The sequence below is a fragment of the Pediococcus acidilactici genome, assembly GCA_024970065.1.
GTDB lineage: Bacteria > Bacillota > Bacilli > Lactobacillales > Lactobacillaceae > Pediococcus > Pediococcus acidilactici_A.
Genome location: CP103908.1, coordinates 1473141 through 1494765 on the forward strand (window position 1 = coordinate 1473141; position 21625 = coordinate 1494765).

At 42.2% G+C, this 21625-nt stretch carries 33 protein-coding genes and 1 pseudogene; 3 read left to right on the forward strand and 31 right to left on the reverse strand.

Annotated features, from left to right (window positions below; translation table 11 throughout):
• Positions 1-74: 74 nt before the first annotated feature.
• The 30 genes from rpsK to rpsL all read right to left on the reverse strand — a co-directional run bounded on the left by rpsK (position 75) and on the right by rpsL (position 15934).
• Positions 75-464, reverse strand: a complete 390-nt coding sequence (gene rpsK, locus NYR25_06985) for a 30S ribosomal protein S11 (protein UWF33337.1) — start codon at positions 462-464, stop codon at positions 75-77.
• 20 nt (positions 465-484) lie between these two features.
• A complete protein-coding gene (gene rpsM, locus NYR25_06990; GenBank protein ID UWF33338.1) occupies positions 485-850 on the reverse strand; it encodes a 30S ribosomal protein S13 in 366 nt (121 codons plus the stop codon).
• Between the two features lie 25 nt (positions 851-875).
• Positions 876-995 (reverse strand): 50S ribosomal protein L36, encoded by a 120-nt coding sequence (gene rpmJ, locus NYR25_06995; protein UWF33339.1) that lies wholly within the window; start codon positions 993-995, stop codon positions 876-878.
• Between the two features lie 27 nt (positions 996-1022).
• Positions 1023-1241, reverse strand: coding sequence for a translation initiation factor IF-1 (gene infA / locus NYR25_07000; protein UWF33340.1), 219 nt, complete (start codon positions 1239-1241; stop codon positions 1023-1025).
• Between the two features lie 152 nt (positions 1242-1393).
• Positions 1394-2053, reverse strand: a complete 660-nt coding sequence (locus NYR25_07005) for an adenylate kinase (GenBank protein ID UWF33341.1) — start codon at positions 2051-2053, stop codon at positions 1394-1396.
• 31 nt (positions 2054-2084) lie between these two features.
• Positions 2085-3383 (reverse strand): preprotein translocase subunit SecY, encoded by a 1299-nt coding sequence (secY, locus tag NYR25_07010; protein ID UWF33342.1) that lies wholly within the window; start codon positions 3381-3383, stop codon positions 2085-2087.
• The gene (gene rplO / locus NYR25_07015; protein UWF33343.1) at positions 3383-3817 is read right to left on the reverse strand and encodes a 50S ribosomal protein L15; all 435 of its coding nucleotides are present in this window, start codon (positions 3815-3817) and stop codon (positions 3383-3385) included. Before rplO ends, secY begins: the two co-directional genes overlap by 1 nt.
• A gap of 26 nt (positions 3818-3843) precedes the next feature.
• On the reverse strand, positions 3844-4026 hold the full coding sequence (gene rpmD / locus NYR25_07020) for a 50S ribosomal protein L30 (GenBank protein UWF33344.1): 183 nt from the start codon (positions 4024-4026) through the stop codon (positions 3844-3846).
• A gap of 13 nt (positions 4027-4039) precedes the next feature.
• Positions 4040-4543: a 30S ribosomal protein S5 gene (gene rpsE, locus NYR25_07025; GenBank protein UWF33345.1), complete on the reverse strand. Its 504-nt coding sequence runs from the start codon at positions 4541-4543 to the stop codon at positions 4040-4042.
• Positions 4544-4564: 21 nt separating this feature from the next.
• The gene (rplR, locus tag NYR25_07030) at positions 4565-4921 is read right to left on the reverse strand and encodes a 50S ribosomal protein L18 (protein UWF33346.1); all 357 of its coding nucleotides are present in this window, start codon (positions 4919-4921) and stop codon (positions 4565-4567) included.
• 52 nt (positions 4922-4973) lie between these two features.
• A complete protein-coding gene (rplF, locus tag NYR25_07035; GenBank protein UWF33347.1) occupies positions 4974-5510 on the reverse strand; it encodes a 50S ribosomal protein L6 in 537 nt (178 codons plus the stop codon).
• 26 nt (positions 5511-5536) lie between these two features.
• On the reverse strand, positions 5537-5935 hold the full coding sequence (gene rpsH, locus NYR25_07040) for a 30S ribosomal protein S8 (protein ID UWF33348.1): 399 nt from the start codon (positions 5933-5935) through the stop codon (positions 5537-5539).
• Between the two features lie 33 nt (positions 5936-5968).
• Positions 5969-6154: a type Z 30S ribosomal protein S14 gene (locus NYR25_07045; protein ID UWF33349.1), complete on the reverse strand. Its 186-nt coding sequence runs from the start codon at positions 6152-6154 to the stop codon at positions 5969-5971.
• An 18-nt stretch (positions 6155-6172) separates the two neighbouring features.
• Positions 6173-6715 (reverse strand): 50S ribosomal protein L5, encoded by a 543-nt coding sequence (gene rplE / locus NYR25_07050; GenBank protein ID UWF33350.1) that lies wholly within the window; start codon positions 6713-6715, stop codon positions 6173-6175.
• 27 nt (positions 6716-6742) lie between these two features.
• Entirely contained in the window at positions 6743-7054 is a 312-nt protein-coding gene (gene rplX, locus NYR25_07055) for a 50S ribosomal protein L24 (GenBank protein UWF33351.1), read from the reverse strand.
• 33 nt (positions 7055-7087) lie between these two features.
• Positions 7088-7456, reverse strand: coding sequence for a 50S ribosomal protein L14 (gene rplN / locus NYR25_07060; GenBank protein ID UWF33352.1), 369 nt, complete (start codon positions 7454-7456; stop codon positions 7088-7090).
• A gap of 46 nt (positions 7457-7502) precedes the next feature.
• Positions 7503-7769, reverse strand: coding sequence for a 30S ribosomal protein S17 (rpsQ, locus tag NYR25_07065; GenBank protein UWF33353.1), 267 nt, complete (start codon positions 7767-7769; stop codon positions 7503-7505).
• A gap of 26 nt (positions 7770-7795) precedes the next feature.
• Positions 7796-7990 carry a 50S ribosomal protein L29 gene (rpmC, locus tag NYR25_07070; GenBank protein UWF33354.1) on the reverse strand — a complete coding sequence of 65 codons (195 nt, stop codon included), beginning with the start codon at positions 7988-7990 and terminating at the stop codon, positions 7796-7798.
• Entirely contained in the window at positions 7980-8414 is a 435-nt protein-coding gene (gene rplP / locus NYR25_07075; protein ID UWF33355.1) for a 50S ribosomal protein L16, read from the reverse strand. Before rplP ends, rpmC begins: the two co-directional genes overlap by 11 nt.
• A 2-nt stretch (positions 8415-8416) precedes the next feature.
• Entirely contained in the window at positions 8417-9088 is a 672-nt protein-coding gene (gene rpsC, locus NYR25_07080) for a 30S ribosomal protein S3 (GenBank protein ID UWF33356.1), read from the reverse strand.
• A 12-nt stretch (positions 9089-9100) separates the two neighbouring features.
• Entirely contained in the window at positions 9101-9448 is a 348-nt protein-coding gene (gene rplV, locus NYR25_07085; protein UWF33357.1) for a 50S ribosomal protein L22, read from the reverse strand.
• Positions 9449-9460: 12 nt separating this feature from the next.
• A complete protein-coding gene (gene rpsS / locus NYR25_07090) occupies positions 9461-9742 on the reverse strand; it encodes a 30S ribosomal protein S19 (protein UWF33358.1) in 282 nt (93 codons plus the stop codon).
• Positions 9743-9768: 26 nt separating this feature from the next.
• Entirely contained in the window at positions 9769-10617 is an 849-nt protein-coding gene (rplB, locus tag NYR25_07095) for a 50S ribosomal protein L2 (GenBank protein ID UWF33359.1), read from the reverse strand.
• A 19-nt stretch (positions 10618-10636) separates the two neighbouring features.
• Positions 10637-10924: a 50S ribosomal protein L23 gene (gene rplW / locus NYR25_07100; protein ID UWF33360.1), complete on the reverse strand. Its 288-nt coding sequence runs from the start codon at positions 10922-10924 to the stop codon at positions 10637-10639.
• Positions 10924-11547 (reverse strand): 50S ribosomal protein L4, encoded by a 624-nt coding sequence (rplD, locus tag NYR25_07105; protein UWF33361.1) that lies wholly within the window; start codon positions 11545-11547, stop codon positions 10924-10926. Before rplD ends, rplW begins: the two co-directional genes overlap by 1 nt.
• Positions 11548-11564: 17 nt before the next feature.
• Positions 11565-12203 carry a 50S ribosomal protein L3 gene (gene rplC, locus NYR25_07110; protein ID UWF33362.1) on the reverse strand — a complete coding sequence of 213 codons (639 nt, stop codon included), beginning with the start codon at positions 12201-12203 and terminating at the stop codon, positions 11565-11567.
• A 27-nt stretch (positions 12204-12230) separates the two neighbouring features.
• Positions 12231-12539 carry a 30S ribosomal protein S10 gene (rpsJ, locus tag NYR25_07115; protein UWF33363.1) on the reverse strand — a complete coding sequence of 103 codons (309 nt, stop codon included), beginning with the start codon at positions 12537-12539 and terminating at the stop codon, positions 12231-12233.
• Positions 12540-12822: 283 nt separating this feature from the next.
• Positions 12823-14916, reverse strand: a complete 2094-nt coding sequence (fusA, locus tag NYR25_07120; GenBank protein UWF33364.1) for an elongation factor G — start codon at positions 14914-14916, stop codon at positions 12823-12825.
• 118 nt (positions 14917-15034) lie between these two features.
• Positions 15035-15505, reverse strand: a complete 471-nt coding sequence (gene rpsG, locus NYR25_07125; GenBank protein ID UWF33365.1) for a 30S ribosomal protein S7 — start codon at positions 15503-15505, stop codon at positions 15035-15037.
• A gap of 15 nt (positions 15506-15520) precedes the next feature.
• A complete protein-coding gene (gene rpsL / locus NYR25_07130) occupies positions 15521-15934 on the reverse strand; it encodes a 30S ribosomal protein S12 (protein ID UWF33366.1) in 414 nt (137 codons plus the stop codon).
• Between the two features lie 339 nt (positions 15935-16273).
• Here rpsL and NYR25_07135 point away from each other — a divergent pair.
• The 3 genes and pseudogenes from NYR25_07135 (at position 16274) to NYR25_07145 (ending at position 17900) form a co-directional block, all read left to right on the forward strand.
• Positions 16274-16426: pseudogene (locus NYR25_07135) on the forward strand (prepilin peptidase).
• A 12-nt stretch (positions 16427-16438) separates the two neighbouring features.
• Positions 16439-16924 carry a hypothetical protein gene (locus tag NYR25_07140; GenBank protein UWF34743.1) on the forward strand — a complete coding sequence of 162 codons (486 nt, stop codon included), beginning with the start codon at positions 16439-16441 and terminating at the stop codon, positions 16922-16924.
• A 28-nt stretch (positions 16925-16952) separates the two neighbouring features.
• The gene (locus NYR25_07145; GenBank protein UWF33367.1) at positions 16953-17900 is read left to right on the forward strand and encodes a nucleoside hydrolase; all 948 of its coding nucleotides are present in this window, start codon (positions 16953-16955) and stop codon (positions 17898-17900) included.
• Between the two features lie 75 nt (positions 17901-17975).
• Here NYR25_07145 and rpoC read toward each other — a convergent pair whose 3' ends face one another.
• Positions 17976-21617 (reverse strand): DNA-directed RNA polymerase subunit beta', encoded by a 3642-nt coding sequence (gene rpoC / locus NYR25_07150; GenBank protein UWF33368.1) that lies wholly within the window; start codon positions 21615-21617, stop codon positions 17976-17978.
• Between the last annotated feature and the right edge of the window lie 8 nt (positions 21618-21625).

Below are 21625 nucleotides of genomic sequence, written 5' to 3' on the forward strand. Positions count from 1 at the left end.
TACCCCTTTCAAAACGCAGTCTGCATTTCGACTTTGAATGCATTATAAAGTTTGCCCTCAAACAGAACCGAACTCTATACACGACGGCGCTTTGGAGGACGAGATCCGTTATGAGGAACTGGTGTAACATCACGAATTGCGCTTACTTCAAGCCCAGTTGCTTGGAGAGCACGAATTGCAGCTTCACGACCAGAACCAGGTCCCTTAACAGCAACTTCAACATTCTTCATACCATGTTCCATAGCAGCCTTTGCAGCAGCTTCTGAAGCCATTTGAGCAGCAAATGGAGTCGACTTACGACTACCCTTGAAGCCAAGTGCACCAGCAGATGACCAAGCAACTGCGTTACCTTGAGGGTCTGTAATCATAACCAGAGTATTGTTGAATGTTGAATGGATATGAGCTACTCCAGATTCAATATTCTTTTTTACTCGACGCTTACGAGTATTTCTTTTCGTTGCCATAAATGTTTAGCCTCCTTTAATTATTTTTTTCTACCTGCGATAGAAACTTTCTTACCTTTACGTGTCCGAGCGTTATTCTTCGTGTGTTGTCCACGAACTGGCAAACCACGACGATGACGCATACCACGGTATGAACCGATTTCTTGGAGACGTTTGATATTGAGACTAACTGTACGACGAAGATCACCTTCAACAAGATACTTGTCTACTTCTGCACGAATCTTGTCTTCTTGATCTGCTGTTAAATCGCGAACGCGAACATCTTCAGAAACATCTGCGTCCTTTAAGATTTTTTGAGCGGTAGTGTTACCAATACCGTAAATATATGTCAAACCGATGACAATACGCTTGTCACGTGGTAAATCAACACCTGCAATACGGGCCATTAAATTTCACCTCCAAGTATAATAATTATTTTCCTTGACGCTGTTTGTGCTTAGGATTTGCTGAGCAAATTACCATAACGCGTCCTTTACGTTTAATGATCTTGCAATGTTCACACATTGGCTTAACTGATGGACGTACCTTCATGAATAAATCCTCCTAAACGAATAAAACTTATTTGAAACGATAGGTAATGCGACCCTTGGTAAGATCGTACGGCGACATCTCAACCGTAACCCGATCCCCAGGTAGAATCTTGATGTAATGCATCCGAATCTTACCCGAAACGTGGGCAAGAATTTCATGACCATTTTCAAGTTCTACTTTAAACATCGCATTAGGCATAGTTTCTTTGACTTTGCCCTCAATTTCAATGACATTATCTTTAGCCACTAAATTTGTGCCTCCTAATTAACTTTTCTAACAGTAAAAACCAACAAAAAGCTTCAAAATATGTATTTCGAAGCTAAACCTGAATCAGCTTACCATACGAAAAAACTATTTGCAAACAATGAACGTTATCTATAGTACCAACAAGCACGAAATTAGAGAGCCTCTAATACTTTTTTGACTTCAGAATAAACATCGTTGATATCCTGATCGCCATTAATATTGTAAAGGAGATGCTTTTCTTCATAGTAATCAATCAAAGGCGCGTTAAGTTTTGTGTTAACGGCAATTCGATTTTTTACCGTTTCTGGCTTGTCGTCCTCACGTTGATAGAATTCATGATGTCCGCAAACATCACAAGTTCCTTCAACCTTTGGTGGATTGTAGAGCTTATGATAAGTAGCTCCACAATTCTTACAAATAAATCTGCCAGATAGTCTTTCAACCAAGACTTCAGGTTCAACATGAATGTTGATCACTGCCGTCAATGGTTTATTTAAGCGAGATGTCATTTCGTCTAACGCCTTAGCTTGTTCAAGATTCCGAGGGAAACCATCAAGCATAAAACCATCATTGACATCGTCCATTGCTAGACGATCTTCGACAATCCCGTTAGTTACACTATCGGGAACTAGCTCACCCTTATCGATGAACTTTTTAGCTTCAATCCCCATTTCGGTTTCATTTTTCATTGCTTCACGGAAAATGTCACCAGTGGAGATGTGCGGAATTTTAAAATCCTCAATAATTTTTTGAGCTTGGGTACCTTTACCAGCACCAGGCAAACCCATCAAAACGAGGTTTAATTTAGTCATTAGTAATTCTCCTTCATTGCTAAACGACGAATTAGTTACGAATAAACCCGATGTATTCTCGTTTCATCATTAGACCTTCAAGTTGGTCAAACAACTGAATTGCAACTCCGACCACGATTAGTAGGCTTGTACCACCTAATCCGATTGATTCGTCTAAACCAAAGATGTTCGATGCAAGTAACGGAATTAACGCAACTAAACCTAAGAAAAGTGCTCCGACGACGCTCAATCGAATCAAAAGACTCGAAACGTAGCTTTGCGTTTTCTTTCCAGGCCAAACACCTGGAATGTAACTGCCTTGTTTTTGTAAATTCTCCGCTAATTTCTCGGGATTAACCTGAACAAATGCGTAGAAGAACGTGAACAAGACGATCAACACGGTGTATAAGATTGCGCCATCCGTGGTTTGCATATTAAACACGTTGGTCAAGACATTGTACCAATCATCTTCGGAATGAGATGAGGCAAACGCCATCAGGATGGTCTGTGGAGTCGAAATAAACGAACTAGCAAAAATTACCGGAATAACTCCCGCAACGTTAACTTTTAATGGTAAGTAACTGCTGTCAGATGCGCCCGAAGCCCGTCGTGTATATTGAATCGGAATTTTACGGCTTGCTTGTTGTACCCAAGTTACAAAAATAACAATGGCTAAAACAGCAAGTAAAATTAATCCTACATACAAGAAGCTTTGACCCCACTGACTTTTCGGCGTATTAACAAACTGTTCAGTATAAATTTGTTGAATTCCAGTCGGTGTCCGGGCAATGATCCCTGCGAAGATGATCATTGAAACCCCCTGACCGATACCACGTTCCGTAATCATATCTCCTAACCAAGTTGTTAACATCGTTCCCGCTGTTAAAATCAACCCAATGGTTAAGAAGGTGTGTACGTTTGGTGTTTCAACTAAATTCATTTGACTTAAGTAGTTAAAACCAGCAGTGATTCCGATTGATTGCGCAAAAGCAAGGACGATTGTTAACCACCGGGTTGCTTGATTAAGCTTCCGACGACCAACCTCACCTTGCTTACTCCACTCCACAAATTTTGGAACAATGTCCATTTGTAACAATTGAACAATAATTTGTGCCGTAATGTATGGAGAAACTCCCATTGCGAAAATGGAGTAGTTTGTCAATCCGCCACCACTAAAGGTATTAAGAATTCCAACTAGCCCCGAAGAGGAAATGCTTTGCAACGCATGCGCATTTACTCCCGGAACGGTGATGTATGATCCTAACCGAAATACAATCAAAATACCAAGCGTGAAAAAAATCTTATGTCGGATATCTTTCACTTTTAAAGCATTGATGACGGTTGAAAACATTAAATCACCTCGGTCTTACCACCAGCAGCTTCGATTGCCTTTACAGCACTCGCAGAGAATTTTTGAGCTTTAACAGTGAATTTCTTTGAAACTTCACCATTACCGAGAATCTTAACACCGCTAAGTTGTTTCTTGATGATACCAGCCTTAAGCAATGCTTCTGGTGTAATTTCAGCACCTTCGTCAAATACGTTAAGTGCATCAAGATTAACAATTGCGTATTCTTTGCGGTTAATGTTTGTGAAACCACGTTTTGGAATCCGACGGTAAAGAGGCATTTGGCCACCTTCAAAACCTAAACGAACTTTTCCACGTGCCTTTTGTCCCTTTTGACCACGACCAGCTGTCTTACCGTTACCGCTTGAATCACCACGGCCGATACGCTTGCGGCTAGTCCGTGAGCCTTCGCTAGGCTTTAATTCATTCAACTTCATGCAAGGAAACCTCCAATCTTACAATATTATTTTACTTCTTCGACTTCGATTAAGTGTGCAATGTGGAAAATTGCTCCACGAGTTGCCTCATTGTTAGGTAGGACAACCGAACTGTTAACCCGGCCAAGACCTAATTCCTTAACAATTTTTCTTTGTTTAGGGAGGCGATGTGCGGCACTTTTAATTAATGTAACTTTTAATTGTGACATCAGAATATCCTCCTTATTCAGCTAAATGATCGACTGAAACCCCACGTAGGGCAGCAACTTCTTCTGCATTACGCATGCTCTTAAGACCTTCGAAAGTAGCACGGATAACGTTAACTGGAGTGTTTGAACCCAAACGCTTACTTGTAACATCATCAACACCGGCTAATTCCATAACGGCACGAACAGCACCACCAGCAGTAACCCCAGAACCTTCGGCAGCTGGTTTCATCAGAATCCGTCCACCACCGTAAACACCGATGGCTTCGTGAGGGAGAGTTGTTCCAACGATTGGAACTTCGATCAAACTCTTACGTGCAGTTTCAACTGCTTTACGGATTGCTTCTGGAACTTCTTGAGCTTTACCAGTACCAAAACCAACATGACCGTTCTTGTCACCAACAACGACTAAAGCAGCAAAACGAAGACGACGTCCACCTTTAACAACCTTTGTAACCCGGTTGATAGCAACTACGCGGTCTTCCAATTCCAATTTTTCTGGATCGATAAACTTAGACATGTACGTATTTCCCTCCTATCCTTAAAATTTAAGTCCGTTTTCGCGAGCAGCTTCAGCTAAAGCTTGCACACGACCATGGTAGAGGTAGCCACCACGATCAAAAACGACATTTTCGATTTTCTTTTCAACAGCTCTCTTGGCAACCAAAGCACCAACTTGTGCAGCAGCTTCAGTCTTTGAGCCACCTGAAACTTCGCTATCTAATGTTGAGGCACTAACTAGCGTTACACCCGCTACGTCATCAATTACTTGAGCGTAGATGTTTTTGTTAGAACGATATACATTTAAGCGTGGGCACTCTGCAGTACCAGAGATTTTTGAACGAATACGTGCGTGACGACGTTGACGTTTCTTATTCTTATCTGGTTTTGAAATCAAAATTTTCACCTCATATTTTTAAATTATCAGCTAACTATATCAAGCTGCTAGATTACTTACCTGTCTTACCTTCCTTGCGGCGAACGTATTCACCAACGTAGCGAACCCCTTTACCTTTGTAAGGTTCTGGTGAACGTACGGCACGGATTTCAGCGGCAAAATCACCAACGCGTTGCTTGCTAATTCCACTGATATTAATGTGTGTGTTGTCAGGTACTTCTACCTTAAGGTCTTCAGGAGCTTCCATTTCAACTGGGTTTGAGTAACCTAGGTTCAAAACAAGCTTCTTACCTTTAAGTTGAGCACGGTAACCAACACCGACTAATTCGAGTTTCTTTTCGAAACCGTTGGTTACTCCTTCAACCATGTTGTTAAAGTTAGCGCGTGTAGTACCATGTAATGCGCGCATCTTGTTATCATCACTTGGACGATCAAATGTAACAACATTTCCTTCAACGTTCATTTTAATGTCCGCACTCATTGTGCGTGTTAATTCACCCTTAGGTCCTTTAACAGTAACGACGTTTCCGTCTTGTTTAATTTCAACACCAGCTGGAACTTCAACTGGTTTTCTACCGATACGGCTCATTGAACGGCACCTCCTTATCTAAAAAATTACCAGATGTAAGCTAATACTTCTCCACCGATTTTCTTAGCGCGTGCTTCTTTATCTGTGATTACACCTTCAGAAGTTGAGATGATTGCGATACCCAAACCATTCAACACCTTCGGAACTTCATCAGCTTTTACGTATGAACGTAATCCAGGTTTTGAAATACGCTTCAAACCAGAGATAACTCGTTCGTTGTTCTTTCCATATTTTAGGAATACACGAATGATGCCTTGTTTGTCATCGTCAATATATTCAACATCTTTGATAAAGCCTTCGTTCTTAAGAATTTCAGCAATATCCTTCTTAATTTTTGATGCAGGTACTTCTAAAGATTCGTGACGAACCATGTTCGCATTACGAATACGAGTAAGAAAGTCTGCAATCGGATCTGTCATAGACATTCAGTATTACCCTCCTTTAACTCTGATTTCTTTTTACCAACTAGCTTTCTTCATACCAGGAATTTGTCCTTCATGAGCTAATTCACGAAGGCAAATACGGCATAAATGGAATTTACGGTATACAGAGTGTGGACGGCCACAACGTTCGCAACGAGTATATGCTTGAGTTGAGAACTTAGCAGGACGTTCACTCTTTACAACTAATGATTTTTTAGCCAATTTGTTTGCTCCCTTCGCTTACTTTTCAAATGGCATTCCAAATTCTGCCAATAATTCACGTGATTCTTCGTCAGTGTTGGCTGTCGTAACAATTACGATATCCAAACCACGAACACGGTTAACATTATCAAAATCGATTTCTGGGAAAATCAATTGTTCGCGAACACCTAATGTGTAGTTACCGCGGCCATCAAAGGCTGTACGGCTAACACCATGGAAGTCACGAACTCGAGGTAATGAAACGTTGATCAACTTATCTAAGAAGTCATACATTCTTTCACCACGAAGTGTAACTTTGGCACCAATTGACATACCTTCACGAAGACGGAATCCAGCAATTGACTTTTTAGCCTTTGTAACAAGTGGCTTTTGTCCTGAAATAAGTGCTAATTCAGCAACAGCTTCATCAAGGTTCTTTGAGTTAGCAACTGCGTCACCAACACCCATATTCAAAACGATTTTTTCAATCTTTGGTACTTGCATAACTGATGTGTAGTTAAATTTCTTAACTAGATCAGGTGTAATTTCGTTAACGAACTTTTCTTTTAAACGATTTGCCATGAATTTATTTTCCTCCCTCCGTTTAGATTACTTGTCGATACTTTCGCCAGTTTTTTTAGAAACACGAACTTTTTTACCATCAACAACCTTGAAGCCAACCCGAGTTGGTTCATTAGTTGATGGATCGATAAGCATTACGTTTGAAACATCGATTGGTGCTTCAATATCAAGAATTCCACCTTGAGGATTTGCATTGTTAGGCTTTTGATGCTTTTTAATCATGTTAATGCCTTCAACAACAACACGGTTCTTTTTAGCAAGTGTTTGTTTGATAGTACCTTCCTTGCCCTTGTCTTTTCCGCTGATTACGCGAACTTTGTCGCCAACTTTTACGAACATTTAATGGCGCACCTCCTTCGTTATGATGGTCGATTACAATACTTCAGGAGCCAAAGAAACAATCTTCATGTAGTCCTTATCACGTAATTCACGTGCAACTGGGCCAAAGATACGTGTTCCTTGTGGACTCTTATCATCTTTAATTAATACTGCAGCATTTTCGTCAAATTTGATGTATGAACCATCAGCACGATGTGCGCCTTGTTTTGTACGAACAACAACCGCTTTGACAACGTCACCTTTTTTGACAACGCCACCTGGTGTTGCTTGTTTAACCGTAGCAACCACAACGTCACCAATGTAACCAAATTTAACACGGGAACCACCCAATACCTTAATAACCAACAGTTCACGTGCTCCAGAATTGTCAGCAACTTTCAAACGACTCTCTTGTTGGATCACAGTTAGTGTCCTCCCTTCAATTTTGTATCAGAATACGAAACATGAGCTAGATAATAACTGCTTTTTCAACGATATCAAGCAAACGGAATCTCTTTGTTGCAGACAAAGGTCTTGTTTCCATGATTGTTACGATATCGCCCTTCTTTGCAGCGTTATTTTCGTCATGTGCCTTATATTTCTTTGAGTACTTTACACGTTTACCGTAAACTGGATGTGTCTTGTAAGTATCGATTTGGACTGTGATAGTCTTATCCATCTTGTCAGAAACTACGCGTCCTTGGTAAACCTTTCGTGCGTTACGTTCTTCACTCATTGACTAAGTCCTCCCTTCGTATTCTTTTACTTGTTTAATTCTTGTTGACGTAGAGCAGTTTTGATCCGCGCAATGTTCTTGCGAACAGCTTTAAGGCGAGCAGTGTTTTCAAGTTGGCCAGTTGCCAATTGGAAACGTAGGTTGAATAACTCGTCCTTGTACTCTTTTTCCTTGTTGATCATTTCGTCAGTGGTTAATTCATTAATTTCTTTAGCCTTCATCTGATTCGCCACCTACTTCCTCGCGTGCGATAATCTTTGTCTTAACAGGAAGTTTCATAGCTGCCAAGCGAAGAGCTTCGCGGGCAACTTCTTCAGGAACACCTGCAACTTCAAACATAACCTTTTCGCGTTTTACTGGTGCAACCCAGCCTTCTGGAGTACCTTTACCATTACCCATACGAACACCCACACCTTTAGATGTGTATGATTTATGAGGGAAAATCTTAATCCAAACTTTACCGCCACGCTTCATGTAACGCGTCATTGCGATACGAGCAGCTTCAATTTGGCGGTTAGTAATCCATGATGAAGTCAATGCTTGTAAGCCGAATTCACCAAAAGTAACTGTCTTACCGCCTTTAGCGGCACCACGCATCCGTCCACGATGTTCGCGACGATGTTTTACTCTCTTAGGTACTAACATGCTTATTTCCCTCCTTGTTCTTTAGAGTTGTTATTAGCTTCCTTTGCTTCAGGTAAAATTTCACCACGGTAAACCCATGTCTTAACACCAAGTTGACCGTATGTAGTACGAGCTTCAACCCAAGCGTAATCCACATCAGCACGTAATGTGTGAAGAGGAACCTTACCTTCGGAATAGTGTTCTACACGTGACATGTCGGCTCCGTTTAGACGACCTGCAACTTGTGTCTTGATACCTTTAGCGCCGGCACGCATTGAGCGTTGCATAGCTTGTTTCATAGCACGACGGAATGCAACCCGTCCTTCTAGTTGAGCAGCAATGTTTTCACCAACAAGTTTTGCTTCAAGATCAGGTTTCTTGATTTCAACGATGTTGATGTGAACACGTTTGCCAGTTAATTCATTTAGTTGTTTACGCAACTTTTCAACTTCTGATCCACCTTTACCGATAACCATACCTGGTTTTGCAGTGTGAATTGAAATGTTAACACGATTTGCAGCACGTTCAATTTCAACAGTAGATACGGAAGCATCAGTGAGTTGCTTTGCGATAAATTCACGAATCTTGATGTCTTCGCCAAGGAACTTAGCAAAGTCTTTATCAGCATACCATTTTGCTTGCCAATCACGAATGACACCAACACGGAATCCATTAGGATTTACTTTTTGACCCACGCGTTATCCCTCCTATTTTTCTGATACTACAACTGTAATATGACTTGTCCGTTTGTTGATTGGTGATGCCGAGCCCTTAGCACGTGGACGGAAACGTTTCAACGTTGGTCCTTCGTTAACAAAGACTTTGCTAATTACCAAATCTTCACGATCCAAATCAAAGTTATTTTCAGCATTCGCCACTGCAGACTTCAATACCTTTTCTACGATAGGTGAAGCACTGCGCGGTGTAAATTTAAGAATTGCAAAAGCTTCAGCGACACTTTTACCTCTGATAAGATCGACTACGAGACGAACCTTACGAGCGGCAATCCGAACAGTCTTTGCAGTTGCCTGTGCAGATGTTACTTGTTCAGCCATGATTCATCCTCCTTACTTTCCAGATGTCTTTTTGTCGTCGCCACCGTGACCACGGAATGTGCGAGTTGGAACAAATTCGCCAAGCTTATGACCAACCATATCATCTTGGATATAAACTGGAACATGTTTTCTACCATCGTATACAGCGATTGTGTAACCGATGAAACTTGGAAAAATTGTTGAACGACGTGACCATGTCTTGATAACTGATTTCTTTTCTTGATCTTTTTGTGCATCGATCTTCTTTAAAAGATGTTCATCAGCGAATGGTCCCTTTTTTAAACTACGACCCATTAATTTGACCTCCTTCGAAAACTGTTCTAGATATTACCTAAGCGACCGCGTTTACGACCACGAACGATAAATTTGTTTGACTTGTTATGTTTGTTACGAGTCTTCTTACCAATTGTTTTCTTACCCCATGGAGAAAGTGGAGATGGACGTCCGATAGGTGCCTTACCTTCACCACCACCATGTGGATGATCGTTAGGGTTCATTACAGAACCACGAACGTGTGGACGTTGACCAGCGTAACGGTTACGACCAGCTTTACCAACGTTGATTAGTTCGTGTTCTTCGTTACCTACAGCACCAATTGTGGCACGGTTTGTAGCAAGAATCATGCGAACTTCTGAAGAAGCAAGACGAACAAGTGCATACTTGCCTTCTTTACCAAGTAATTGAGCTGATGTACCAGCAGAACGAACAAGTTGTCCACCCTTACCTGGTTTTAATTCGATATTGTGGATAACTGTACCAACAGGAATGTTTGCAAGTGGTAGCGCGTTACCTACTTTAATGTCGGCTTCAGGTCCAGATTGAACTTGGTCGCCAACTTTTAAACCTTTAGGAGCAATGATGTATGATTTAACACCATCAGCGTAAACAAGCAATGCAATGTTAGCTGAACGGTTTGGATCATATTCGATTGCCTTAACTGTTGCTGGCACATCGTCTTTAATCCGCTTAAAGTCGATGATCCGGTATTGACGCTTGTTACCACCACCACGATGGCGAACCGTCATCCGACCGTAGTTGTTACGACCAGCTGAATGGCTTTGAGATTCCAACAATGACTTTTCTGGACGCTTCTTTGTGATTTCAGCGTAGTCCAATTGTGTCATGCCACGACGAGCATTCGTTGTTGGCTTAAATTTCTTAATCCCCACGTTGTTTCCCTCCTATTTTTTATTCTTCACCAAATAATTGGATTTCTTTTGAATCTTCTGAAAGTTGAACGATTGCCTTACGACGCTTCTTTGTGTAACCAGCGTAACGGCCTTGGCGCTTCAACTTACCTTTAACATTCATAATGTTAACCTTGATTACCTTAACATCAAAGATCTCTTCGATAGCTTTCTTAACTTGAGTCTTTGTAGCACGAGGATCTACGTCAAACGTGTAACGCTTGTCGTCAATCAACGCCATGGATGCTTCGGTAACAACTGGGCGTAAAATAATATCACGTGATTCCATTATGCTAGAGCCTCCTCTACTTGAGAAAGAGCCTTTTGTGTAATGACAAGTTTGTCGCTATTCATAATATCTAAAACGTTGATACCAGTTGGTTCAACAATTTTTACGTTAGATAAATTACGAGCAGCCAATACAGCACTTTCGTTATCTTCTTCAAGAACTAATAGAGCTTTCTTTTCAACATTAAGTTTGCTTAATGATTGAGCAAAGTCCTTTGTCTTTGGAGTTTCGAACTTAAATTCATCAACAACAACCAAGCTTTCATCCAATACCTTTTGTGAAAGTACTGACTTCAATGCTAAGCGACGCATTTTCTTTGGAATGCTGTATGCGTATGAACGAGGAGTAGGTCCGAAGACAATTCCTCCGCCACGCCATTGTGGTGAACGAATTGAACCTTGACGAGCACGTCCAGTACCCTTTTGACGCCATGGTTTCTTACCACCACCACGTACAGCACTACGATTCTTTACTGCGTGTGTTCCTTGGCGCATAGATGCACGTTGCATAACTACGGCTTCAAAGACCACATCGTTGTTGGGTTCAATACCGAAGATGTCGGCATTTAATTCAACGGTTCCGTTTTGAGTTCCGTCTTGTTTGAATAATGATACGTTAGCCATTTATTGGTCCTCCTCTCTTATTTAGATGTGTTTTTTACAGTACTCTTAACAACTACGTATGACTTCTTAGCACCAGGTACGTTACCCTTAACTAAAAGTACGTTGTTTTCTGTATCTGCCTTAACGATTTCTAGATTTTGAATTGTAACTGTCTTGTTACCCATGCGACCTGGCAACTTCTTACCTGGGAACACGCGGTTAATAATTGCTCCCAATGAACCAGGACGACGGTGGTAACGAGAACCGTGCGCCATCGGACCACGACGTTGACCGTCTTTTTTGATAACACCTTGGAAACCATGTCCCTTAGTTGTACCAGTTACATCGACGAAGTCACCTGCTTCAAAGATGTCTGCTGCGATCTTGTCTCCGACTTTAACATCTTCCCCAAGCTCAACATCTCTGATTTCGTGAATGAAGCGCTTAGGATTTGTATTTGCTTTTGCTACGTGGCCTTGTTCAGGTTTGTTACTCAATACTTGACGCTTGTCGTCAAAACCTAATTGAGCTGCTGCATAACCGTCGTTTTCAACAGTCTTAAGTTGCAATACAACGTTAGGAGTAGTATCGATTACTGTAACTGGGATTAATTCACCAGCTTCAGTGAAAACCTGTGTCATTCCGACCTTCTTACCTAAGATTCCTTTTGTGGTCATTAGTACACCTCCGTTTGTGCTTTAAAATTATAATTTGATTTCGATATCTACACCGCTTGGCAAGTCAAGCTTCATCAAAGAATCAACTGTCTTTGGTGTAGGGTTAACGATATCAATCAAACGCTTATGTGTGCGCATTTCAAACTGTTCACGAGCCTTCTTGAATTTGTGTGGAGAACTCAAAACAGTGTAAACTGTGCGTTCTGTTGGCAATGGGATTGGACCCGAAATTGTTGCACCAGTGCGTTTTGCTGTTTCAACAATCTTGTCAGCAGATTGATCTAAAATGCGATGTTCGTAAGCCTTAAGGCGAATACGAATTTTTTGTTTTGCCATTGTGTTACCTCCCTCGTCTATTTTAAAAATAAGACTTGCTCCGTGAAAATTACCGCCACACCCTGTGGCAAAGCGGCCGGGTGTGTCGCAACCTTTCACATCAACGCTCTGCTTATACACCACCGTGGGGAGGGCAGTATGCCCCCTCGTTTTTACACGGTACTTGATTATGATACATGAAAAACGTCCCCGTGGCAAGGGCATTTAACGATTTTTTTGCAAAAAAAGAAGTCCCCTTCCCTAACGCTTTAAGCGTTAAAAAAGAGAACTTCAATTTTAGAAATTATTCAGCTTTTCCGCCATTTTTCTTGATAATTTCTTCTTGGATTGACTTTGGAACTGGTTCGTAGTGATCAAAGGTCATTGTAAATGTACCACGACCTTGTGATGCAGAACGAAGCGTAGTTGCATAGCCAAACATTTCTGAAAGTGGAACAAATGCGTGGATTTCTTCAGCACCAGCAATTGCTTCCATACCTTCAACACGACCACGACGAGCAGTTACTTGACCCATGATATCACCCATGTATTCTTCAGGAACACGGATTTCAACCTTCATAACTGGTTCTAAGATAACTGGTGCAGCCGTCTTAGCAGCTTCACGTAAAGCGATTGAAGCGGCAACCTTGAAGGCAGCTTCACTAGAATCGACTTCGTGGTAACTACCATCGTATAACTTAGCTTTCAAGTCAACTAATGGATAACCAGCAAGAACACCGTTATTCATAGCTTCCTTCAAACCTTGTTCAACTGATGGGATGTATTCACGAGGAACTACACCACCAACGATAGCGTCTTCGAATTCGAATCCTTTACCTTCTTCGTTAGGTGTGAATTCAATCCAAACGTCACCATATTGACCTTTACCACCAGATTGACGAACAAACTTACCTTGAGCAGAAGTTTGTTTTGTGAATGCTTCACGGTAAGAAACTTGTGGAGCACCAATCTTAGCTTCGACGTTAAATTCACGCTTCATCCGGTCAACGATGATATCCAAGTGAAGTTCACCCATTCCGGCGATAACTGTTTCCCCAGTTTCTGGGTTAGTTTCAGCACGGAATGAAGGATCTTCTTCAGCAAGTTTTTGTAAAGCAACGTCCATCTTATCTTGGTCAGCCTTTGATTTTGGTTCAACGGCAACTTCGATAACTGGTTCTGGGAATTGCATTGATTCCAAGTGTAATGGATGATCTGGATCAGTTAAAGAATCACCAGTAGTAGTGTTCTTCAAACCGATTGCGGCAGCGATATCACCAGAGAATACTTCTGGGATTTCTTGACGTTGGTTAGAGTGCATTTGTAGCAAACGACCAACCCGTTCACGCTTGTTCTTTGTAGCATTTAATACGTATGAACCAGATTCCAAAGTACCTTGGTAAACACGGATAAATGTCAAACGACCAACAAATGGGTCAGTAGCAACCTTAAATGCCAAAGCAGCAAATGGCTTGTCGTCGCCGGCAATCAATTGAACTTCTTCGCCAGTTTCAGGATCTGTAGCACCGTATGGCTTAACATCCAATGGAGATGGTAAGTAATCCACAACAGCGTCTAACATCATTTGAACACCCTTGTTCTTGAATGCTGAACCAGCAAGTACTGGGAACAATTCAAGTGACAAAGTACCCTTACGGATAGCAGCTTTGATTTCATCAGTAGAAATTTCTTCACCGCCAAGGTATTTTTCCATGATGTTTTCGTCAACGTCAGCTAAAATTTCAAGCATTTCGCCACGACGTTTTTCAGCTTCTTCCTTGTATTGGTCAGGAATTTCAACGGTATCCCATTCAGTACCTAATTCGTCTTCATCATACAAGTCGGCCTTCATTTCAACTAAGTCAATAACCCCTTCAAAGTCATCTTCGGCACCGATTGGCATTTGAATTGGTAAAGCATTTGCTTGAAGACGGTCACGTAATGATTGTACGGAGAAGTCGAAGTTAGCACCGATCTTATCCATCTTGTTAGCAAAAACGATCCGGGGAACGTTGTAATCAGAAGCTTGACGCCAAACTGTTTCAGTTTGTGGTTCAACCCCTGCTTGTGCATCAAGAACGGCTACCGCACCATCAAGCACCCGGAGTGAGCGTTCAACTTCGATAGTGAAGTCCACGTGTCCTGGGGTATCGATGATGTTAATCCGGTGGTCTTTCCATGCTGCAGTTGTAGCAGCGGATGTGATTGTGATCCCACGTTCTTGTTCTTGTTCCATCCAGTCCATTTGTGAAGCACCATCATGGGTTTCACCAATTTTGTGGATTTTACCTGTATAGTACAAGATTCGTTCGGTTGTGGTAGTCTTACCAGCATCAATGTGAGCCATGATACCGATGTTACGAGTCTTTTCTAAAGGAAACTCACGTTTGTTAGCCATTATTTAAAGTTTCTCCTTCCAATGAAATCAATTAATAGCCTGTTAGAAAAAATGACTACTATATGCATCCATATAATAGTCATCAATGGTTGCAACAAGTAATTGCAACGACTGAATTTTACCAACGATAATGTGCAAAGGCACGGTTAGCTTCAGCCATCTTATGTGTATCTTCACGTTTCTTAACAGATGCACCAGTGTTGTTAGCAGCATCCATGATTTCACGTGCAAGACGTTCTGACATTGTGTGTTCACCACGGAGACGAGCGTAGTTAACTAACCAACGTAAACCAAGGGTTGTACGACGGTCTGGACGTACTTCGATCGGAACTTGGTAGTTAGAACCACCAACACGACGAGCCTTAACTTCAAGGACAGGCATGATGTTGTTCATTGCTTCTTCGAATACTTCAGTTGGTTGAGAACCCGTTTCCTTTTCGATAATATCGAAAGCTTTGTATAGAATCTTTGAAGCTTTTCCACGCTTACCATCTAACATTAAACGGTTGATTAAGCGTGTAACAAGCTTTGAGTTATAAATTGGATCTGGTAATACTTCGCGTTTTGGTGCTGGACCTTTTCTTGGCATTTATACACGACCTCCTTACTTCTTAGGCTTCTTTGTACCGTATTTAGAACGGCTTTGTTTACGATCAGTAACCCCTGCTGTATCAAGTGCACCACGGATAACATGGTAACGAACACCAGGTAAATCCTTTACACGTCCACCACGGATCAAGACAACACTATGTTCTTGAAGGTTGTGACCAATACCAGGAATGTATGCTGTAACTTCGATCAAGTTAGATAAACGAACACGAGCATACTTACGCAAAGCTGAGTTAGGCTTCTTAGGTGTCATAGTACCGACACGTGTTGCAACTCCACGTTTTTGAGGAGCTGGATTATTAACTTGAGACTTCTTCATGCTGTTGTAGCCGTAGTTCAAAGCTGGAGCCTTTGACTTCGAGCTTTGAGAACGACGACCCTTACGAACCAATTGGTTAATTGTAGGCATCGATGTTTCTCCTTCCAAATAATTGAAAAATAATTTAAGTATTTTAAGTACACATATCCAGGCGGTTCTTTTTTTGCTATAAAAAAAGATGGCCAGGACGGGTACCAGGGCTAACGTTTCCAGTCAGCATGTCTGCATTTGCGCAGAGAACCTGTCCACAAAAAGCACCTTCAATAGAATATCACGCAATTTTATTGAATGCAAGTTTATCAAATAAAAAAACATTCCGTTAGTTTCGTAATTTTATATTTAGTTACGAATACGAAGGAGGCAGTTTTCATGCTACTACTCTATCATTTATTAATTTTTTACTTTGGCAGTGCGTGGGGATCTTTTTTAATGGCCACTTACCAACGACGCGTATCCGGTGAGTCAATTACGTTCCCCGCTTCCCATTGTGATTATTGTTGGACCCCGCTCCCCTACTTTTGTCTGTTTCCTATTTTTAGCTACTGCGTTAGTAGAGGACGTTGTCTTTTTTGCGGAAATCAGATTCCCCTTAAAATGCTGAGTCTCGAAGTTATTAGCGGGATCAGCTTTTGGCTGACCGTGCAACTGACTACTGGCGAACCCTTTACACTTCTAACTCTGTTGATTCTAAGTTTTCTTAGTGTAGAAGATTACGCCACTAGACAAATCCACTCCCAAATTTTGCTATTTCCCGCGCTATTTGAAACTTACCAATTCTTTAGCGGTGTGAAATTTGCGGCACTTGTGGTATTAACCGTTTTACTATTAAATAACTTTGAAAACCAGCGTTTTTTTCAAAAAATGGGTCAAGGCGACCTTGAAGTAATGGTTTTTCTCGCCCTCCTATTCGGGACGTCCATAACTTCAGGAATTATTTGCTTAGCCTGCTTAATTGCGTTAGTGCGCATAATGGTTACCAAACAACGAATGGTTGCCTTCGTCCCCTGCCTTTTTGCCGCCAATTGGTTAGTCCTTACGTATATTAACCATTCAGCTCTACAACTAATTATGCTAAGATAGCCATAATCAAATTTAGGGGGTTACCATCATGCAAAAAATTTATTTCAATCACGACGGCAACGTTGATGATTTAGTTTCGTTGATTTTATTACTCGCCTTTCCGGATACGGAAATCATTGGGGTCAGTGCCGTGGGTGCCGACTCTTACGTCGAACCCGCCGTTTCGGCATCGCGTAAAATTATCGATTTATTCGGCTCACCTGACCAACTGGAAGTGGCCCAATCCGATTCCCGACCGGTCAACCAATTTCCTAAAGAATGGCGTTTAAGTGCATTTTCGTTTGATGATTTTCCAATTTTAAATGAGCACCTCCATGAGGGTAATCCCCAAACTCGGTTAGCTAAACAGCCGGCGCACCTCGACATGGTCCAAAAACTTCAGCAATCATCTGTGCCAATCACCCTCGTAATGACTGGTCCATTGACTGATTTAGCACGCGCTTTAGCTGTTGACCCGACCATCACCGCCAAAATCGACCGGCTATTCTGGATGGGTGGTTCAATGAACGGCATCGGAAACGTAGCCGAGCCCGCGCACGATGGCACTGCCGAGTGGAACGCTTTTTGGGACCCCGAGGCAGTACAAACTGTATTCGCTAGCGATTTGCCGATCACTATCGTCAGCTTAGACAGTACTAACCAAGTCCCCCTCACCACTGCGCTACGTCAACGTTGGGCAAAACAACGGCAGTACCCCGCCCTCGACTTGATTGGTCAAGGTTATTCATTAGTCCATTCTTTCGAAGCTAATTCAACTTACTACCTTTGGGACGTGCTGACCACCTTGATTAGCAAGTATCCCGAACTAGTTTCTAGCAAACCGCTGAATGTAAAGGTGGTTTCTAAGGGGATTTCAGCTGGAAAAACGTATCCTGATCCGGCAGGTCGTCCCGTCACCTTCGTGACCCAAGTTAACGCAGACGCCTTCTACGACCGTTTTGACCAACTCGCCCAAAGTCTGCGCAGCAACTTCTAAATTTAAACTTAATTACCTAACAAAAAAGGGTGTTCCAAGTCATTTTAACTTGGAACACCCTTTTAAAATCCACAATTAGTTTTCAATTGTTTCGTTCATTTCTTTTTCAACGTCACTTAACGTTTGTGGTTGTTCAGCGTTGCCACCAACCACTTCTGGTTTAATTTGACGGTAGTCTGTCATTCCAGTACCGGCAGGAATAATCTTACCGATAATAACATTTTCCTTCAAACCAACCAACGGATCGTTCTTACCGCGAATAGCTGCATCCGTCAATACTCGGGTAGTTTCTTGGAAGGAAGCCGCGGATAAGAAACTATTAGTTTCCAAAGCAGCCTTAGTAATACCAAGAATTACTGGACGAGACGTTGCCGGAATTCCACCAGCGATCAAGGTCTTGTAGTTATCCTTCTTAAAGTCGTCGATGTCCATCAACGTTCCTGGAAGAATATCTGTGTCACCTGGATCCATAACCCGTACTTTCCGAAGCATTTGACGAATCATGATTTCAACGTGCTTGTCACTGATTTCAATACCTTGCATACGGTAAACCTTTTGGATTTCACTGAGCAAGTAGTTTTCAGTAGAAAGTACGTCACGAACCTTGATAAGTTTCTTCGGATCGATAGAACCTTCGTTAAGTGGTGCACCACGGTGGATGTAGTCACCTTCAGCCACCTTCATGCGGGCAGTGATTGGTAAGCTATACGTCCGGGTATCCGTTTCACCCTTAACGGTAACTTCCTTAGTACCTTCGGCAGGATCTTCTTCGATTGATTCAACCACCCCAGTAACTTCAGAAATTTCAGCAGGTCCCTTAGGATTACGAGCTTCCACAATTTCTTGGATACGTGGGAGACCTTGGGTGATATCGGCGTTACCAGCAACCCCACCAGTATGGAAGTTACGCATGGTAAGCTGAGTACCTGGTTCACCGATTGATTGAGCAGCAACTGTACCAACTGCTTCACCAACTTCAACCCGGTCACCAGTAGCCATGTTCCGACCGTAACACTTTTCACAAACCCCGTGAGCCGTGTTACATGTAAATGCGGAACGAATGGTTACTTCTTGGATACCAGCATCGATGATTTCTTGTGCACTACGTTCGTCAATCATTTCGTTTTGACCCACGATTACCTTGCCAGTTTCTGGATTGATAACTGACTTCATGGTGTAACGACCAAGGATCCGGTCGTAAAGTGGTTCAATCATTTCGTTACCTTCTGCAATCGCAGTGATCAATAGACCGCGGTCGGTACCACAATCCTTTTCACGAACGATAACGTCTTGGGCAACGTCAACCAAACGACGAGTCAAGTAACCTGAGTTAGCGGTCTTCAAGGCCGTATCGGTCATTCCTTTACGAGCACCGTGAGTAGAAATAAACATTTCCAAAACACTAAGTCCTTCACGGAAGTTTGACAAGATTGGCAATTCCATGATCTTACCGTTAGGCGCAGCCATCAAACCACGCATTCCGGCAAGCTGCGTAAAGTTAGAGATGTTACCACGAGCACCAGAATCCGACATCATGAAGATTGGATTTTGTTGATCGAAGGTATCCATCAACCGTTGTTGGATTTCATCCTTAGCATCGTTCCAAATTCCAATAACCCGTTCATAACGTTCGTCATCCGTAATCAAACCACGACGGAATTGTTTAGTAACCGTTGCGACCTTCTTATGCGCTGCCGCAATGATTGCAGGCTTGTCCGGCAAGTTGGTAATATCCGCAATCCCCACGGTTAATCCAGAAAGTGTGGAACGGTAGAAACCAAGGTCCTTCATCCGGTCAAGGAGCAAGGAAGTTTCGGTAACTTTGTATTGCTTGTAAACTTCCGCAATTACATCACTCAAGAACCCAGACTTGAATGGTGAAAGTAGCGGACGTTGGTTCAATTGTTCATGAATATCTTCACCAGCTTCAAGGAAATATTCATCCGGCGTACCGTTAACTAAGTTTTCGTTAGTTGGCGCGTTCAGATAAACAAAATCCTTTGGCAAAATGTCGTTGAACAACATCTTACCAGCCGTGGTGATCAAAATTTGTTGCCGTTGTTGATCAGTAAATGGCTTTTCAGGCATTGAACTTGCCCGCACCCCAATCCGAGTGTGGATTGATACGTAACCATTTTGCAAAGCAAGCTTAACTTCGTCGAGGTCGTTGAAGATCATTCCTTCCCCAACGCTTTCAGCGCGTTCCATGGTTAACCAGTAGTTACCGATAACCATATCTTGAGAAGGCGTAACCACTGGCTTACCATCCTTAGGTGCCAAAATGTGGTGAGCAGCAAGCATTAAGAGTCGTGCTTCTGCTTGAGCTTCGTTAGATAACGGAACGTGGATCGCCATTTGGTCCCCATCAAAGTCGGCGTTGTAAGCTTCACAAGCTAATGGGTGAAGCCGCATTGCCTTACCACTAACGAGGACTGGTTCAAAGGCTTGAATACCAAGTCTGTGCAAAGTAGGGGCCCGGTTCAATAGCACGGGATGTTCTTTAATAACATCTTCTAATACGTCGTAGACTTCTTCGTCTTTACGATCAATTTTTCGCTTAGCATTCTTAATGTTAGAAGCTAAATTCCGGCTAACCAATTCCTTCATAATGAATGGCTTAAATAATTCCATTGCCATCGGAACTGGAAGACCCATTTGGTTCATCTTCAAAGATGGACCAACATCAATAACCGAACGTCCAGAGTAGTCAACCCGCTTACCAAGTAAGTTTTGACGGAAACGTCCTTGCTTACCTTTCAGCATGTGGGATAGTGACTTCAATGGACGGTTACCAGGACCAGCAACCGGACGACCACGCCGACCATTATCGATCAACGCATCTACCGCTTCTTGTAGCATCCGTTTTTCGTTTTGCACGATGATTCCAGGTGCGTTCAAATCTAATAAGCGTTTCAACCGGTTATTCCGGTTAATTACCCGCCGATACAAATCGTTCAAGTCGGAAGTAGCAAACCGACCACCATCCAACTGAACCATCGGACGTAGATCCGGCGGAATAACTGGAATAGCATCCATTACCATCCAATCCGGATGGTTACCAGACTTGATGAAGGCTTCAATAATGTCCAAACGACGTACGGCACGAGTCCGTTTTTGGCCAGAAGCTTCCTTCAATTCTTCTTTTAGTAAGTTAGCTTCTTTTTCTAGGTCCACGCTTTGTAGCAAGGCTTGGATAGCTTCCCCACCAATCTTAGCTACAAAACGGTTTCCGTATTCGTCTAACTTAGCCCGGTATTCACGTTCAGTTAACAATTGCTTCTTTTCAAGTGGAGTATCACCAGGATCAACAACTACGTAAGAAGCAAAGTAAATGATTTCTTCCAACGAACGAGGACTCATGTCAAGCACTAAGCCCATCCGACTTGGAATACCTTTAAAGTACCAGATGTGAGTTACTGGGGCTGCAAGTTCAATATGTCCCATCCGTTCGCGACGAACTTTTGACTTAGTAACTTCCACACCACAACGATCACAAACAATTCCCTTGTAACGAATCCGTTTGTACTTTCCACAAGCACATTCGTAATCCTTAGTCGGTCCAAAAATGCGTTCGTCGAATAACCCATCTTTTTCTGGTTTTAAAGTTCGATAGTTGATGGTTTCTGGTTTCTTAACTTCCCCATACGACCACATCCGGATCTTATCAGGCGAAGCTAAACCGATTTGCATACTTTCGAATTTATTAACATCGATCAACGGACTGA

What these genes read in the sequence shown, in the direction of transcription:
- rpmD (UWF33344.1), bottom strand. Translation starts at nt 4,026, where the DNA reads ATGTCACAATTAAAAGTTACATTAATTAAAAGTGCCGCACATCGCCTC.
- rpmC (UWF33354.1), bottom strand. Translation starts at nt 7,990, where the DNA reads ATGAAGGCTAAAGAAATTAATGAATTAACCACTGACGAAATGATCAAC.
- fusA (UWF33364.1), bottom strand. Translation starts at nt 14,916, where the DNA reads ATGGCTAACAAACGTGAGTTTCCTTTAGAAAAGACTCGTAACATCGGT.
- rpsQ (UWF33353.1), bottom strand. Translation starts at nt 7,769, where the DNA reads ATGAGTGAAGAACGTAACGCACGAAAGGTTTACCAAGGACGCGTAGTT.
- rplX (UWF33351.1), bottom strand. Translation starts at nt 7,054, where the DNA reads ATGTTCGTAAAAGTTGGCGACAAAGTTCGCGTAATCAGCGGAAAAGAC.
- rplP (UWF33355.1), bottom strand. Translation starts at nt 8,414, where the DNA reads ATGTTAGTACCTAAGAGAGTAAAACATCGTCGCGAACATCGTGGACGG.
- rplE (UWF33350.1), bottom strand. Translation starts at nt 6,715, where the DNA reads ATGGCAAATCGTTTAAAAGAAAAGTTCGTTAACGAAATTACACCTGAT.
- rplV (UWF33357.1), bottom strand. Translation starts at nt 9,448, where the DNA reads ATGGCTGAACAAGTAACATCTGCACAGGCAACTGCAAAGACTGTTCGG.
- NYR25_07005 (UWF33341.1), bottom strand. Translation starts at nt 2,053, where the DNA reads ATGACTAAATTAAACCTCGTTTTGATGGGTTTGCCTGGTGCTGGTAAA.
- NYR25_07145 (UWF33367.1), top strand. Translation starts at nt 16,953, where the DNA reads ATGCAAAAAATTTATTTCAATCACGACGGCAACGTTGATGATTTAGTT.
- secY (UWF33342.1), bottom strand. Translation starts at nt 3,383, where the DNA reads ATGTTTTCAACCGTCATCAATGCTTTAAAAGTGAAAGATATCCGACAT.
- rplC (UWF33362.1), bottom strand. Translation starts at nt 12,203, where the DNA reads ATGACCACAAAAGGAATCTTAGGTAAGAAGGTCGGAATGACACAGGTT.
- rpsG (UWF33365.1), bottom strand. Translation starts at nt 15,505, where the DNA reads ATGCCAAGAAAAGGTCCAGCACCAAAACGCGAAGTATTACCAGATCCA.
- rplW (UWF33360.1), bottom strand. Translation starts at nt 10,924, where the DNA reads ATGGAATCACGTGATATTATTTTACGCCCAGTTGTTACCGAAGCATCC.
- rpsH (UWF33348.1), bottom strand. Translation starts at nt 5,935, where the DNA reads ATGTCTATGACAGATCCGATTGCAGACTTTCTTACTCGTATTCGTAAT.
- rpsL (UWF33366.1), bottom strand. Translation starts at nt 15,934, where the DNA reads ATGCCTACAATTAACCAATTGGTTCGTAAGGGTCGTCGTTCTCAAAGC.
- rplO (UWF33343.1), bottom strand. Translation starts at nt 3,817, where the DNA reads ATGAAGTTGAATGAATTAAAGCCTAGCGAAGGCTCACGGACTAGCCGC.
- rpsM (UWF33338.1), bottom strand. Translation starts at nt 850, where the DNA reads ATGGCCCGTATTGCAGGTGTTGATTTACCACGTGACAAGCGTATTGTC.
- rpsK (UWF33337.1), bottom strand. Translation starts at nt 464, where the DNA reads ATGGCAACGAAAAGAAATACTCGTAAGCGTCGAGTAAAAAAGAATATT.
- rpsS (UWF33358.1), bottom strand. Translation starts at nt 9,742, where the DNA reads ATGGGTCGTAGTTTAAAAAAGGGACCATTCGCTGATGAACATCTTTTA.
- rpmJ (UWF33339.1), bottom strand. Translation starts at nt 995, where the DNA reads ATGAAGGTACGTCCATCAGTTAAGCCAATGTGTGAACATTGCAAGATC.
- rpsE (UWF33345.1), bottom strand. Translation starts at nt 4,543, where the DNA reads ATGTCTAAGTTTATCGATCCAGAAAAATTGGAATTGGAAGACCGCGTA.
- rplF (UWF33347.1), bottom strand. Translation starts at nt 5,510, where the DNA reads ATGAGCCGTATCGGTAGAAAACCAGTTGAAGTTCCAGCTGGTGTTGAA.
- NYR25_07140 (UWF34743.1), top strand. Translation starts at nt 16,439, where the DNA reads ATGCTGAGTCTCGAAGTTATTAGCGGGATCAGCTTTTGGCTGACCGTG.
- rplD (UWF33361.1), bottom strand. Translation starts at nt 11,547, where the DNA reads ATGGCTAACGTATCATTATTCAAACAAGACGGAACTCAAAACGGAACC.
- rpsJ (UWF33363.1), bottom strand. Translation starts at nt 12,539, where the DNA reads ATGGCAAAACAAAAAATTCGTATTCGCCTTAAGGCTTACGAACATCGC.